This window comes from Streptomyces scopuliridis RB72 (assembly GCF_000718095.1).
Lineage (GTDB): Bacteria > Actinomycetota > Actinomycetes > Streptomycetales > Streptomycetaceae > Streptomyces > Streptomyces scopuliridis.
Window position 1 is genome coordinate 1 of record NZ_JOEI01000083.1, and the last position, 551, is coordinate 551.

Sequence of the window (551 nt, forward strand, 5' to 3'; positions counted from 1 at the left end):
CCGGGCGGTGGTGATCTCGGGCCGAATGTGGTGGTCTTCGATCCGTCGACGCCCAATATCCAGGGCAGGCTGGACGAGATCTTCCGTCAGCAGGAGTCGGCGCAGTTCGGCTCGGGCCGCTACCAGCTGCTGTTCAAGCCCGGCACGTACAACAACATCAACGCGCAGCTCGGCTTCTACACCTCGATCTCCGGCCTCGGGCTGTCGCCCGACGACACCACGTTCAACGGTGATGTGACCGTGGACGCCGGCTGGTTCAACGGCAACGCCACCCAGAACTTCTGGCGCTCCGCCGAGAACCTCGCCCTCAACCCCGTCAGCGGCACCAACCGCTGGGCCGTCGCCCAGGCCGCCCCCTTCCGCCGTATGCACGTCAAGGGCGGCCTCAACCTCGCACCCAACGGCTACGGCTGGGCCAGCGGCGGCTACATCGCCGACAGCCGCATCGACGGCACCGTCGGCCCCTACTCCCAGCAGCAGTGGTACACCCGCGACAGCTCCGTCGGCGGCTGGACCAACGCCGTCTGGAACATGACCTTCTCCGGCGTCGA

Annotated in this window: 1 pseudogene; it reads left to right on the top strand. The window is 67.3% G+C overall.

Going from position 1 to position 551, the window contains the following annotated elements:
* Positions 1 to 551: pseudogene (locus tag IF11_RS0136070) on the top strand (coagulation factor 5/8 type domain-containing protein); the annotation flags it as partial.